14 protein-coding genes are annotated in these 12,891 nt (G+C 62.6%); 12 read left to right on the forward strand and 2 right to left on the reverse strand.

The window, feature by feature from the left end; translation table 11 throughout:
- The first annotated feature begins 138 nt into the window (after positions 1–138).
- The 10 genes from nagZ to LB554_RS20175 all read left to right on the forward strand — a co-directional run bounded on the left by nagZ (position 139) and on the right by LB554_RS20175 (position 9,371).
- Entirely contained in the window at positions 139–1,158 is a 1,020-nt protein-coding gene (gene nagZ / locus LB554_RS20130) for a beta-N-acetylhexosaminidase (RefSeq protein ID WP_224528112.1), read from the forward strand.
- Between the two features lie 62 nt (positions 1,159–1,220).
- Positions 1,221–2,021, forward strand: coding sequence for a segregation and condensation protein A (locus tag LB554_RS20135; protein WP_140874440.1), 801 nt, complete (start codon positions 1,221–1,223; stop codon positions 2,019–2,021).
- On the forward strand, positions 2,018–2,782 hold the full coding sequence (gene scpB / locus LB554_RS20140) for an SMC-Scp complex subunit ScpB (protein WP_140616077.1): 765 nt from the start codon (positions 2,018–2,020) through the stop codon (positions 2,780–2,782). Before LB554_RS20135 ends, scpB begins: the two co-directional genes overlap by 4 nt.
- Positions 2,783–2,962: 180 nt before the next feature.
- Positions 2,963–3,184: a twin-arginine translocase TatA/TatE family subunit gene (locus LB554_RS20145; protein WP_015317533.1), complete on the forward strand. Its 222-nt coding sequence runs from the start codon at positions 2,963–2,965 to the stop codon at positions 3,182–3,184.
- Between the two features lie 29 nt (positions 3,185–3,213).
- Positions 3,214–3,981 carry a Sec-independent protein translocase protein TatB gene (gene tatB / locus LB554_RS20150; protein WP_224528079.1) on the forward strand — a complete coding sequence of 256 codons (768 nt, stop codon included), beginning with the start codon at positions 3,214–3,216 and terminating at the stop codon, positions 3,979–3,981.
- Positions 3,978–4,853 carry a twin-arginine translocase subunit TatC gene (tatC, locus tag LB554_RS20155; RefSeq protein WP_023769965.1) on the forward strand — a complete coding sequence of 292 codons (876 nt, stop codon included), beginning with the start codon at positions 3,978–3,980 and terminating at the stop codon, positions 4,851–4,853. Before tatB ends, tatC begins: the two co-directional genes overlap by 4 nt.
- A 102-nt stretch (positions 4,854–4,955) precedes the next feature.
- Positions 4,956–6,260: a serine--tRNA ligase gene (serS, locus tag LB554_RS20160; protein ID WP_224586467.1), complete on the forward strand. Its 1,305-nt coding sequence runs from the start codon at positions 4,956–4,958 to the stop codon at positions 6,258–6,260.
- Positions 6,260–7,018 carry a 5'/3'-nucleotidase SurE gene (surE, locus tag LB554_RS20165; RefSeq protein ID WP_224586468.1) on the forward strand — a complete coding sequence of 253 codons (759 nt, stop codon included), beginning with the start codon at positions 6,260–6,262 and terminating at the stop codon, positions 7,016–7,018. The genes serS and surE overlap by 1 nt, the downstream gene beginning before the upstream one ends.
- On the forward strand, positions 7,015–7,674 hold the full coding sequence (locus tag LB554_RS20170; protein ID WP_015317538.1) for a protein-L-isoaspartate(D-aspartate) O-methyltransferase: 660 nt from the start codon (positions 7,015–7,017) through the stop codon (positions 7,672–7,674). Before surE ends, LB554_RS20170 begins: the two co-directional genes overlap by 4 nt.
- 164 nt (positions 7,675–7,838) lie before the next feature.
- Positions 7,839–9,371, forward strand: coding sequence for a peptidoglycan DD-metalloendopeptidase family protein (locus tag LB554_RS20175; protein WP_140716636.1), 1,533 nt, complete (start codon positions 7,839–7,841; stop codon positions 9,369–9,371).
- Between the two features lie 103 nt (positions 9,372–9,474).
- Here the strand turns inward: LB554_RS20175 and LB554_RS20180 are convergent, their stop codons facing one another.
- Positions 9,475–10,371: an NAD-dependent epimerase/dehydratase family protein gene (locus LB554_RS20180; RefSeq protein ID WP_224586684.1), complete on the reverse strand. Its 897-nt coding sequence runs from the start codon at positions 10,369–10,371 to the stop codon at positions 9,475–9,477.
- A 115-nt stretch (positions 10,372–10,486) separates the two neighbouring features.
- Between LB554_RS20180 and LB554_RS20185 the strand changes: the two genes are divergently transcribed.
- Positions 10,487–11,305 (forward strand): AraC family transcriptional regulator, encoded by an 819-nt coding sequence (locus tag LB554_RS20185; RefSeq protein WP_224586471.1) that lies wholly within the window; start codon positions 10,487–10,489, stop codon positions 11,303–11,305.
- Between the two features lie 39 nt (positions 11,306–11,344).
- On the opposite strand, the gene LB554_RS20190 is transcribed toward LB554_RS20185, so the two are convergent.
- Positions 11,345–12,220 carry an ATP-binding protein gene (locus LB554_RS20190; protein ID WP_015317542.1) on the reverse strand — a complete coding sequence of 292 codons (876 nt, stop codon included), beginning with the start codon at positions 12,218–12,220 and terminating at the stop codon, positions 11,345–11,347.
- Between the two features lie 291 nt (positions 12,221–12,511).
- Between LB554_RS20190 and yajC the strand changes: the two genes are divergently transcribed.
- On the forward strand, positions 12,512–12,853 hold the full coding sequence (gene yajC / locus LB554_RS20195; protein WP_010909882.1) for a preprotein translocase subunit YajC: 342 nt from the start codon (positions 12,512–12,514) through the stop codon (positions 12,851–12,853).
- Positions 12,854–12,891 lie beyond the last annotated feature (38 nt).

Genomic DNA, 12,891 nt, shown 5'->3' on the forward strand with positions numbered 1-12,891 from the left:
CCCCCCCCCCCCCCCCCCCCCCCCCCCCCCCCCCCCCCCCCCCCCCCCCGACTTTTTCATGTGGAAGCCTGTTTTGCAGCCCGTCCTATGCGGTCAGGGAAGATTCCCTTTGACCGCGCGAAGCCCTAGACTCCTGAAATGACCGAATCAAAATCCATGATCCTCGGCTGTGCCGGGAAAACGCTCACCCGCGAAGAGATCCGTTTCTATCGCAATGAGTGCCCGTGGGCCTTCATCCTGTTTGCCCGCAACATCGGCGAGGCCGAGCAGATCCGCGATCTCGTCGCCGAGATGCGCGATTGTATCGGGCGCCCGGACGCGCTGGTGTTCATCGACCAGGAAGGCGGCAGGGTGCAGCGCCTGCGACCGCCGCTGGCGCCGAACTATCCGGCCGGTGGCGCGCTGGGGGCGCTTTGGCGCGACGATCACGACGCGGGCGCGCGGGCCGCCTGGTTGATGGCGCGGCTGCATGCCTTCGACCTCCTGCGCTACGGCATATCGGCGGATTGCCTGCCGGTGCTCGACGTCCCGATCGAAGGGGCCAGCGATGTCATCGGCGCGCGCGCCTATGGCAAGGATCCGCGTCCGGTCATCGAACTCGGCCGCGCCGCGGCCGAAGGCCTGATGGCGGGCGGCGTGCTGCCCGTGATGAAGCATGTTCCGGGGCACGGCCGCGCGTTTGCCGACACGCATTTCGAGCTGCCTGTCGTCGACGCGTCGCTCAGCGACCTGCAACGGCACGACTTTGCCCCGTTCCGCGAACTCAACCATCTGCCGATGGCGATGACCGCGCATGTCGTCTACAGCGCGATCGATCCCAAGAACCCGGCGACCACCTCCGGCAAGGTCATCGACGAGATCATCCGCCGCGAGATCGGTTTTGACGGGCTCTTGATGAGCGACGACACCTCGATGAAGGCACTTTCTGGGGATTTCCCGACAAAGGCCGCCTCGATCCTTGCGGCCGGCTGTGATCTGGTCCTTCACTGCAACGGCGTCTTCGAGGAGATGGCGGGGATCGCATCGCGCACCAAAGGGCTTGAAGGCAAGTCGCTGGAGCGCGCCAAGCGAGCAATGACCTATATAAAGACAAGCGACACGGTAGAAGAAACCGAGATACGCGCTGAATTCGCCACCTATTTCGACGCGGTGGCATAGCCAAGGGAAGTGACAGGGCAGTGGCGGAAGCATTGGAAAGCAAGGCTCCGAAGGCCGCACCGATGGATCGCCTGTGGGCCGAGAATGACGATTCACGCGTCACCGGCGATCCGTCGCTGGTCGTCGACGTGGCCGGCTTCGAGGGCCCGCTCGACCTTCTCCTGCATCTTGCCCGTACCCAGAAGGTCGATCTGGCGCGCATTTCGATCCTGGCACTGGTCGAGCAATATCTGACCTTTGTCGAGACGGCGAGGGCGCTGCGGCTCGAACTTGCCGCCGACTATCTGGTGATGGCGGCTTGGCTGGCCTTCCTCAAGTCGAAGCTGCTGATCCCCAAGCAGCCGGGCGAGGAGGGCGAAAGCGGTGAGGAACTGGCGGCGGTGCTGCAGTTCCGGCTGAAGCGGCTCGAAGCCATGCGCGACGCGTCTGCGCGTCTGGTCAACCGCAACCGGCTCGGTCGCGACGTGTTCGCGCGCGGCATGCCGGAAATGGTGATCATCGAGAAGCGCAACGCCTATTCAGCGTCGCTCTACGACTTGCTGACTGCCTATGCCCAGCAGCGGCAGAAGCAGGCGATCAACAACGTGACGATCGCCAGGCGCGGTGTCTGGTCGCTCAAGGACGCACGCGATATCCTGACCCGCCTTGTCGGGGCTGTAAGCGACTGGACGACACTGGAAAGTTTCCTGATCGTGTACATGACCAGCCCCGAGGAAAGGCGCACGGCGATCGCCAGTTCCTTCGCGGCAACGTTGGAACTGGTGCGCGACGGCACGATGGACGTGCGGCAGGATCAGACATTTGCCCCGATCTATTTGCGCGGCCGCACGCAAGCAATCAAGGCAGTCGAGGTGGCAACATGAGCGAACGCGCCAACGCTTCGGTTATCCCGTTCAAGGTCGAGGACGAGCCTGGGCAGGAGTTGTTCTCCGAGGATGTGGCCGAGCAGGTGCAGAACCCGGCCGAGCGTCTGCATATGGCGGAAGCCGTGCGCATGGCGGAGGCGATCGTGTTCGCCAGCGCCGAACCCGTCAGCGAAAAGCAGCTTGCCGCACGCCTCCCCGATGGCATCAATGTAGCGCTAGCCATGAGAGAGCTGCAGCAGATCTACGCCCGGCGCGGCGTCAATCTGGTGCGGGTCGGCGATGCTTGGGCCTTCCGAACCGCCGGCGACCTGGCCTTCCTGATGAGCCGCGATACGGTGCAGCAGCGCAAACTGTCACGGGCGGCGCTCGAGGTGCTGGCGATCATAGCCTACCACCAGCCGGTGACGCGCGCCGAGATCGAGGACATCAGAGGTGTCGAAACCTCGAAGGGCACGCTCGACACGCTGCTCGAAACGGAATGGGTGCGCATGCGCGGCCGCCGCAAAACGCCCGGCCGCCCCGTCACCTATGGCACCACCGAAACCTTCCTCGACCATTTCGCACTCGAGGAAATCCGTGATCTTCCAGGCATGGAGGAACTGAAGGGCGCCGGCCTGCTATCGGGCCGCATGCCGTCGAATTTCTCCATCCCGCAACCGCCGGCCGATCCCGACGCGCTGACCGAGGACGAGGATCCGCTGACCGACATCGACCTCGAGGAGCTCGGTCTGCTGACGCCGCGCGTCACGGAAGATTGACCACGAGCGCCTTTCAAAAGCTGCTTTGCGGCTTTACATGCGCCGTTTGGTAGCGGGCCGCATCGCCGAAAATGCGTGACATCCGTCGGCCTTTCATAAACTCTGTCGCGGTTGTGTTTGAATCCCAAAGCGAAAACGCATAGATCATCGCCAGGGAAAACATTCGAGAGAGATTTGGTTATGGGTTCATTTTCGATTTGGCACTGGATGATCGTGCTGGTGATCGTGCTGCTGGTGTTCGGCCGCGGCAAGATTCCCGAGCTGATGGGTGACATGGCCAAGGGCATCAAGAGCTTCAAGAAGGGCATGGCCGACGACGACGTTGCCGACGACAAGCGCACCGTCGAACACCGTGCCGATGAGACCGTTTCGGCCGCGAAGGAAAAGGCCAGCAAGAGCTGAGCCAAAAGTTCTAGTCGGAACAGATTGCCATGTTTGAAGTCGGCTGGACCGAAATGCTGGTGATCGCGATCGTCATGATCGTGGTCGTCGGGCCCAAGGATTTGCCCAACATGCTGCGCACATTCGGCCGCACGACGGCGAAGCTGCGCGCCATGGCCGCCGATTTCCAGAAGCAATTCAACGAGGCCTTGAAGGAAGCCGAGCTCGACGACGTCAAGAAGTCGGTCGACGAACTCCGGGGTCTCAGCCCAGTCGCCGAGATCAAGAAGCAGCTCAATCCGTTCGAGCAGGCGGCAGCCGATGTGCGCGCCGGCGTCGACGCGGCGATGAAGCCGAAGCCGGCCGCCGATCCATCGGCCCCTGCAGCGGCGACGCCCCAGGCGGCCGAGCCGTTGAAAAACGGTGCAACGACCATGCCTGGCGTCAATGGCCCGGAAGTCACGCCCCCAGCATCGATGTTCCCGGCGATGACCGATGAATCGGTGGTGGCGGCTTCCACGGAACCGAAGGCATCCAGGAAAACCGCCAAGGCGGTGCCGGCTTCAAAAGCGCCATCCATTAAGGTGGTGGCGGCAAAAGCCTCACCCGCGGGGGCGGCAAAAACCGCACCCACGCCCAAGGCGTCGACAAAGGCCACGACAGCGGCAGTTCCTGAAACCGCGGCTGTGACGAAGCCTGCCGTCGCCAAGGCGCCTGCAGCCAAGGCGCCTGCTGCCAAGGCGCCTGCGAAAACCGAACCGAAACCTGCTGGGGCCAAGAAGCCGGTAGCCAAAAAGACGGCTGGAGCCGCCAAGTGAGCGTTTCGGACAAGGAAAAGGACGAGATCGAAAAATCGTCGGCGCCTCTGATGGAGCATCTGATCGAGCTGCGCAGGCGGTTGATCTGGTCTCTCGGTGGCTTCTTCGTTGCCTTCCTGGTTTGCTTTTTCTTTGCCAAGAGGCTGTTCAACCTTCTGGTTGTCCCCTTCAAGTGGGCGACGAAATGGGCAGGGCTGGACCCGCACAAGGTCGAGCTGATCTATACCGCGCCGCAGGAATTCTTCTTCACGCAGGTCAAGCTCGCCATGTTCGGCGGCATGGTCATCGCCTTTCCGCTGATCGCCACGCAGATCTACAAATTCATTGCGCCCGGGCTCTACAAGAACGAGCGCAATGCCTTCCTGCCGTTCCTGATCGCATCGCCCATCCTGTTCCTGATGGGCGCCTCGCTGGTCTATTTCTTCTTCACGCCGATGGTGATGTGGTTCTTCCTCGCCATGCAGCAGGTCGGCACCGACGACCAGGTACAGATTTCGCTGCTGCCGAAAGTGTCGGAATATCTCAGCCTGATCATGACGCTGATCTTCTCCTTCGGCCTGGTGTTCCAGCTGCCGGTGGTAACCAGCCTGATGACGCGCGTCGGCATGCTGTCGTCCAAGGCGTTGGCCGAAAAACGCAAATGGGCGATCGTCATCGCCTTCATCGTTGCCGCGGTGCTGACACCTCCGGATCCGATGAGCCAGATCGGCTTGGCCATTCCGACCATCCTGCTCTACGAGGTTTCCATCTGGGCCGCGCGGTGGATCGAGCGCGACCAGGAGAAACAGCGGCTTGCGCGCGAGAAGCAGGAAGCCGGCGAGACCGTGGCCGACAAGGCGCCGGACGAGCCGCCAGCGCCGGCGGCCTCGTAGGGCATCGGCGGCGGCGGAAAACGACAACCGCCGCCCGGCCCATCTTGCATCGATCAAGGATGCGGTTTACGCCCCTCAAACCTAGCTTGAGGACGGATAACCATGCTTGACATCAAATGGATTCGCGACAACCCGAAGGCCCTTGTCGAGGCGCTCACCAAGCGCTCGTGGCCGGCGGATGAGGCGCAGTCCACAGTTGACGGGCTGATCGCCAAGGATGAGGCGCGGCGCGAACATGTCACCGAGCTGCAGACCAGGCAGGAGCGCCGCAACGCCGCCTCGAAGGAGATCGGCAACGCCATGCGTTCGGGCGATGCCGCCCTTGCCGAGAAACTCAAGGCCGAAGTCGGCGAGATCAAGACCTTCATCCAGAACGGCGAGGCGCGCGAGCGCGAGCTCGACAAGGCGCTGAACGATGCGCTGGCGGTGCTGCCGAATGTGCCGTTCGACGACGTGCCGGTCGGCAAGGACGAGCACGACAATGTCGTCAAGCATGTCGTCGGCAAGGTGCCGACACGGCCGAACTGGGTGAAGGAGCATTTCGAGATCGGCGAAGCGCTCGGCATGATGGATTTCGAGCGCGCGGCGAAACTGTCGGGATCGCGCTTCACCGTGCTCAGGAGTGGCCTGGCGCGGATGGAACGCGCCATCGGCCAGTTCATGCTCGACCTGCACACGACGGAGCACGGCTATGAGGAAGCGATCCCGCCGCTGATGGTGAAGGACGACGTTCTGTTCGGCACCAACCAGTTGCCGAAGTTCGAGGAGGATCTGTTCTTCACGCCACATGGGGAGGGCAGGCTTGGCCTGATCCCGACCGCCGAGGTGCCGCTCACCAACCTCGTGCGCGAAGAAATCACGGCGCATGAAAAGCTGCCGCTGCGCTTCACGGCGCTGACGCCCTGCTTTCGTTCGGAGGCAGGCTCGGCGGGACGCGATACGCGCGGCATGCTGCGCCAGCATCAATTCTACAAGGTCGAGCTGGTCTCGATCACCGACCAGGAATCCTCACTCGCCGAGCATGAGCGGATGACACAATGCGCCGAGGAAGTCTTGAAGCGGCTTGAGCTGCCGTTCCGGACCATGGTGCTCTGCACCGGCGACATGGGTTTTGGCGCGCGCAAGACCTATGACATCGAGGTCTGGTTGCCCGGCCAGAACGCCTATCGCGAAATCTCGTCCTGCTCTGTCTGCGGCGATTTCCAGGCGCGCCGCATGGATGCCCGTTACAAGGACAAGGATGGCAAGGGCAACCACTTCGTCCATACGCTGAACGGTTCGGGCACCGCTGTCGGCCGCGCGCTCATAGCTGTCATCGAAAACTACCAGAATGAGGATGGCAGCGTAACCATTCCTGAAGTGCTGCGGCCTTACATGGGCGGGCTGGAAAAGATCGAATCGAAATAATGCGCATTCTTCTGACCAATGACGACGGCATTCATGCCGAGGGCCTGGCCTCGCTCGAGCGCGTCGCCCGCACCCTGTCCGACGATGTCTGGGTGGTGGCGCCGGAACAGGACCAGTCGGGCTATGCGCATTCGCTGTCGATTTCGGAGCCGCTGCGGTTGCGGAAAATCGGCGAAAGGCATTTTGCCGTGCGCGGCACGCCAACCGATTGCGTCATCATGGGCGTCAAGAAGATCCTGCCCGGTGCGCCCGACCTGATCCTGTCCGGTATCAATTCGGGCGCCAACATCGCCGACGACGTCACCTATTCCGGTACCGTCGCCGGCGCCATGGAAGGCGCGCTGCTCGGCATCCGGTCGATAGCGCTCAGCCAGGGCTACAGCACTGTCGACGAGGATCGCGTCGTCCCCTATGAGACCACCGAAGCGCTGGCGCCGGCACTGCTGAAGAAGCTCGTCGCGACGCCGCTGCCGGACGGCGTCCTGCTCAACGTCAATTTTCCCAACTGCCTTCCCGAGGAAGTGGCCGGCACGGTGGTCACCACGCAGGGCAAGCTGGTGCACAGCCTGTGGGTCGACGAGCGCCGCGACGGGCGCGGCCTGCCTTATTACTGGCTGCGCTTCGGCCGCGAGCCGGTCGAGGGCAAGCAAGGCACCGATCTCTTTGCCCTGCGCAACAGGCTGGTGTCGGTGACGCCGCTGCAGCTTGACCTTACCGCGCATGAGATCCGTGACCAGCTGAGCAAGGCGCTTGCATGAATCAGGGCTTTCCAATCGATGATCGCGAAGGATTTGCCGCTTTCCTGCTGCGGCTGCGCGGCAGGGGAACGGTGCCGAAGGCGCTGATCGCGGCTTTCGAGGCAACGCCGCGACGCGGCTTCCTGGCAGCGCAATACCACCAGATCGCCTGGTCGGACCGCATGCTGCCGATCGAATGCGGCGAAGCGATCGAAGGGGCGGATCTGCAGGCGGCGGTGATCGCCGCATTGGCCATTGAAACGGGAAACCGCGTGCTCGAGATCGGCACCGGTTCCGGCTACACATCGGCTGTCATGTCGCGGCTGGCGGCGCGGATCGTGACCGTGGATCGGTACAAGACGCTGGTCGAGCAAGCCAGGCAGCGTTTCGAGGCACTCGGCATAGGCAATGCCATCGTGCGGCAGGCCGATGGTTCCAACGGATTGCCCAATGAAGGGCCGTTTGACCGCATCGTCGCCTGGGCTGCATTCGATAGTTTGCCGCGCTTCCTGCTCGACCAATTGTCGAGCGGCGGCATCGTCATCGCGCCGATCGGACCGGAGGAGGGCGAGCAGGTGCTGGCCAAGCTCACCAAGGTCGGCAGCCGTTTCGAGCGCGAGGATATCGGCCTCGTGCGGCTGCAGCCGATCCTGCGAAGCATTGCAGCGGTTATCTAGTTTCCGGCCGGCCGCCGGATCTCTTTCGGGCTCGCCATCGTGCCGCTGATCATCCCCAAATGTTTTAAGAAAATTTTCGTCGGATTCTAATGGGTTAACCGGCCAGTAACATTAACGCGCTTTAATCCTGTCCAGTTGGTGCAGCGTTTGTGCGGGTTAGTGCGATGCAACTCAGTGTTTTGAAGACAAATAGTCGCAATCTGGCGCGGGGCTGCGCTGTTCTGATGATTGCAGGCGCGGCGGCCGGGTGCAGTTCCCAGGCTTCGCGGTTCAACAGTGTCGACGACGTCTTCACGTCCTCGACCAACAATCAACGTGCCATCATCAACAAGCAGGATGCGGTGCAGCCTTATCCGGGCGACGTCTCGGCTGCTCCGCTTGATGGCAGCCACACGCAGTCGGTGAGCCGTTCCAGCCTCGATCCGGTTTCGAGCCGGCCTTTGCCGCCGCCGGCTTCCGCGCAAGCGCAGCCGGCTCCAGCGCTCGCGCCTGCCGCCAATCCGGTGCGTGTCGCATCGGCGCCGGCCTTGGTTCGGCCCGCTCCTCATGTCGACAGGACGACGACCGGCACTGTCGCGCCGGCCGCCAAGCCTTTCAAGAATGCCCAGCCCGACGAGCCGAGGATGGCCCAGGCAGGCACGCCGCACGCGACCGAAATCACCGTCAGGGACGGCGAGACCATTTCCGGCCTGGCGGCGCATTACAAGGTGCCGGCCGATGTCATCATGAAGGTGAATGGCCTGAGCCCGACCAAGGGGCTGAAGACCGGCCAGAAGATCGTCATCCCGGCCTATGCCTATTCGAGCAAGGCCGAGCCGAAGGTCGCCGACGCAAAGCCGGCAAAGGACGGCAAGCATGACCTGCCGGCCAGCGCGCCGGACAAGGTGGCGGTGCTGCCGCAGCAGCCTAAGCTGAAGGAGGGCAAGTCCGCCGCCCAGGTCGATGCGTCGGCCACGGCGAACCAGCCCAAGGAACCCAAGCCGGCGCAGATGGCCAAGGCAACCGGCGCCGCCGGTACGTATACGGTCCAGTCGGGTGACACGATGTCCTCGATTGCCAGAAAGACCGGCGTCGGCGTGGTCGCGCTGAAGCAGGCCAACGGCATGAAGGACGGCATATTGAAAATCGGCCAGACCTTGAAGGTGCCGGGCGGCGGAACGGCGACAGTCGCCAGCGCCAAGCCGGCCAAGGTCGATCCGGTGACCACCGCGACAACGCAAGCCCCGGCAAAGGCCACGCCTTCGGAAACGCTGGCCTCCTACACGCCGCCGAAGAAGGACGCCAAGGTCATCCAGCAGGCCGAGGACGACGACGCGGTGGCACCCGATGCCACCGGCATCGGCAAGATGCGCTGGCCGGTGCGCGGCCGGGTGATCTCCGGTTTCGGATCCGGCAAGGACGGCGTCGATATCGCCGTGCCCACAGGCACTCCGGTCAAGGCGGCCGAGAACGGTGTTGTCATCTATGCAGGCGACGGCCTCAAGGAATTCGGCAACACGGTGCTGGTGCGCCACGAGAACGGCCTGGTCACCGTCTATGGCCATGCCAGCTCGATCGAGGTCCAGCGCGGCCAGAAGGTCAAGCGCGGCCAGGAAATCGCGCTCTCGGGCATGAGCGGCACGACGGATTCGCCGAAGCTGCACTTCGAAGTGCGCAAGAACTCCGCCCCGGTCGATCCGTCAGGCTATCTCGAATAGAAGAAAAAAAGCGATATGCGGGCCGCCTGACCTCCAGTCCAGCCCGCCGGCTCAGCCCGTTCCGCAAGGAGCGGGCTTTTTCAGTTCTGTCGAAGGCCGGCCCTCAAGCGCGGAGATGATCACGCAGCGTGTCGGCGATCATGACCTCAAGGCTGCTGGCCTTGATACCGAGAAGCACCTCGGCGTCGGAAGAATCCACCAGCAAGGGGTTCTCGAAAAGATAGCTCATCTCGATGAGCTCATGCATACCCAATGCTTCCATCTCGGCAATCGAATAAGAACGGATTTCTGAAACCTCCTGTCGAAGCATCGCAGCGGTTTTCTGGATGAGCTCCCGGGGTGAGGCGTATTGCGAGGGGACGTGAAACGCCCGTCCCCATTCGCCCGTGAAGCGGGAAGCCGCGACCAGCGTCCTGGCGACGTCCTTGGTGAAGGCCGAGGCATGCGTCGCATCGAGGTTTCCAATGAAAGCGGTAGGCTTCCCTTCGATGATGGAGGGCAGGGCGACCAGCGAGAAGTAGCTGATCGCGCTGTGGCCGAGATAGTCGCTGGACCGCACTTCGATTGCCGGCACGTCGGCACGGGCGGCTCGCTGCCACATGATCGTCCTGGCCGTTCCCTTCTTCGAAGTAGGATCCAGGGACAGGTCGGAACGAAGCGGGCTATCGGCATTTTCCCCATAGCCATAGAGGTTGCCCAACACGATGAGTTTCGCGCCGACCGCTTCGGCCGCGCGCACGGTGCCGTCGATGATGGGGAAAAAATCGGTTGGCCACCTGTGATAGGTGGCCATGGCGCACATGAAGATGGCATCGGCGCCTTGGCAGACACGCGCGAGTTCCGACGCATCGGTAGCATCGGCCTGCATGGGCCGCACGTTCCGCAATGCGTTGGAGCCGACGCTTCGGCTGGTGAGAACGACATCATGTCCTTCCTCGCCAAGAAGGCGAGCGGTTTCGCGACCGACCGGGCCCGCTCCGACAACAACATAGAAACTCATGGTGTAACCTCTCGTCCAAGTTTGATGGAGAGGCGTGAGTACAGGTCGACGGCATTGAAAATCGCGCGGGAATTGCCAAATCTCGGACAGGTTTTGCCATGAATCGAGAGAGAGCATGCGGTCGCAATACGCTCCGGCTCAAGCCGTGTCCGATGTAACAATGGCCTCCCGGCATATCGAAGCCGGAGTCCACCGCCTGTCCCGGGCTCCACACCATCGCATCATGGTGCATGCCAGCGCGGCGACACGCTCCTACTGCGATCAGGTTGGGCGATATTTCGTCAGGCGCGCCGGGGATATCGACCTGGTGCCAGCCGGCCAGGAGGGCGGCTTCGAGGCCGAAACCCCGTTCGACACGATCGAGATTGCGTTGCAGCCAGCGCTGATGGAAAGGGTGGTGGCGGAGCTTGGCGGCAAGGGGCAAGCATTGCGGCTCGACACGCGCCACCTGCTTCGCGACCAGCGCATCGAACATCTCGCCCGGGCGCTCGGGAGCGAACTGAATGCAGATTCGCCGAGCGGCCCTTTGTTTGCCGACAGCATTGGCGCCGCACTGGCGGTGAGGCTGCTTGGCCTTGGTGAACCTGATATCCGCCGAACGAACCGGTTGTCGGATACCCAGCTCAAACGCGTGCTGGAGCACATCGAGGCGGCTCTTCACGAGCCGCTTTCGATTCATCGACTGAGCCGCGTTGCCGGCGCGAGCAGCTCGCATTTGCGGACATGGTTCAAAGTGGCGACGGGCGTCACCTTGCACCGCTATGTGTTACGGCGTCGCGTTGAACGCGCACGCGTTCTGCTTCAGCGAGGCGACCTCAGCACAAGCGAAGTAGCTGAAATGACGGGCTTCGCGCACCAGTCACACCTGGCGCATTGGATGCGCCGCGAGATCGGTCAAACGCCGCGCGATTTGCGACGGACGCCGCCCAAATGACGCTGTCGGTTGATCGGGTTGGCGACGCGATCCAACGCCTCAATCCTTCAATGGCTTGCCGAGCCTGCCGGCCAGATCCTGGGTGAATTGCCAGGCGACGCGGCCTGAGCGGCTGCCGCGTGTGGTGGCCCATTCCAGCGCTTCGGCGCGCAACTGCTCGGGGTCGATGTCGAGGCCATGATGGCTGGCATAGCCGTTGACCATGTCGAGATATTCGTCCTGCGAGCATTTATGGAAGCCGAGCCACAGCCCGAAACGGTCGGATAGCGAGACCTTTTCCTCGACCGCTTCCGATGGGTTGATGGCGGTCGAGCGCTCATTGTCGATCATGTCGCGCGGCAACAGGTGGCGGCGGTTCGAGGTCGCGTAGAAGATGACGTTGGCCGGACGGCCCTCGACGCCGCCTTCGAGTGCTGCCTTCAGCGACTTGTAGGACGTATCGTCATGGTCAAAGGACAGATCGTCGCAAAACAGGATGACGCGGAAGGGGGCCGCCTTCAGCAGGCCCATCAGCTTCGGCAGCGTGTCGATGTCCTCGCGGTGGATTTCTATCAGCTTGAGTGGCAGGCCGGGCTTCGCCTTGGCATTGATCCGCGCGTGTACGGCTTTGACCAGCGACGATTTGCCCATGCCGCGGGCACCCCACAACAGGACGTTGTTGGCGGCGAAACCGGCGGCGAAGCGCTCAGTGTTGTCGACGAGGATGTCGCGGACGCGGTCGACACCGCGGATCAGGCCGATATCGACGCGGTTGACCTTGCGCACCGGCTCCAGATATCCGGGATCGGCCTGCCAGACGAAGCAGTCGGCCACGTTGAGGTCGGTTTCAGGCGCCGGCGGCGGCGCGAGGCGGCTGACCGCCTCGATCAGGCGGTCAAGTTTCTGGTTCAGGGCGTCGATGCTGGTATCGGTCATGTCGGGTCTTTTTTGCTTCGGTTTTTGCGGTGGCAGGTAGGTCCGGTTCGATTCCGGCGGTTTCGAAACCGGTTGCAACCATTTGTTCGAGCGTGATCTTTTCCGAAAACCGGCTCGCGGTTTTCGCGATCCTGCTCTAACACGGCTAAACAGGCCGGAAAAGCAGCCGATTTGCCCGGCCGCGCAGTTGCATTGACAACTTTACCGACTATATTCCGGCCAAATTTCTAGGGGCCGCCAAATCCCGCTTGATCGTTTGGTGGCTGTTTTTCAAAATTCAGGAGTACCTCGATGTTCGTGACACCGGCATACGCCCAAGGCATCGGCGGCGCCTCTCCCGATATGTTCATCAGCATTTTGCCGTTTGTCCTGATTTTCGTGATCATGTATTTTCTGATCATCCGCCCGCAGCGGACGCAGCTGAAGAAGCGCGGCGAGATGCTGGCGGCGGTTCGTCGCGGCGACACTGTCGTCACCGGCGGCGGCTTTGTCGGCAAGGTGACGAAAGTGATCGACGACAACGAGCTGGAGATCGATCTTGGCGGCGGCACCAAGGTGACGGCGCTGCGCTCGACGATCGCCGATGTGCGAGTCAAGGGCGAACCGGTCGCCAACCAGAACGCCAAGAAATAACCAGATTCAAGGCGGAGCGATCCGCGGACACGCTCTGA

This window comes from Mesorhizobium sp. CO1-1-11 (genome assembly GCF_020164995.1).
Taxonomy (GTDB): Bacteria; Pseudomonadota; Alphaproteobacteria; order Rhizobiales; family Rhizobiaceae; genus Mesorhizobium; species Mesorhizobium australicum.